Below are 378 nucleotides of genomic sequence, written 5' to 3'. Positions count from 1 at the left end.
TAAATATCGCCAAGTTTGGACAGCTTTTCAGCAAAACCTTCATGACCTGCCTTCTCTTCGCCATGAAAACGAAGATTTTCTAATAATAAAATTTCACCTGGTTCTAAACTTGCTGCTGCAGCCTCAACATCCGCACCAACACAGTCAGCAACAAACTTTACACCTACACCTAAAATATCTTCAACCTTAGACACAATATGCTTTAACGAAAACTCATCTTGAAATCCTTTTGGGCGACCTAAATGCGACATTAATATACAACTACCGCCATCTTCTAAAATTTTAATGATTGTTGGTTTTGCAGACACAATTCGTGTAGCATCCGTAACCTCAAAATTTTCATTTAGAGGCACATTAAAATCAACACGGATTAGGGCT

The 378-nt window shown here is 37.8% G+C and carries 1 protein-coding gene; it reads right to left on the bottom strand.

Going from position 1 to position 378, the window contains the following annotated elements; all coding sequences use genetic code 11:
- Window positions 1-378: phosphoglycerate kinase (gene pgk / locus H4O21_RS28405; RefSeq protein WP_182812549.1), on the bottom strand; the 378-nt coding region annotated here is incomplete at both ends.

It is taken from the genome of Oceanospirillum sediminis (genome assembly GCF_014164585.1).
In the GTDB taxonomy this organism is placed as follows: Bacteria; Pseudomonadota; Gammaproteobacteria; order Pseudomonadales; family Halomonadaceae; genus Oceanospirillum; species Oceanospirillum sediminis.
Note: the sequence above shows the minus strand (reverse complement) of the source record. Positions and strands in the feature narration are given on the sequence as shown.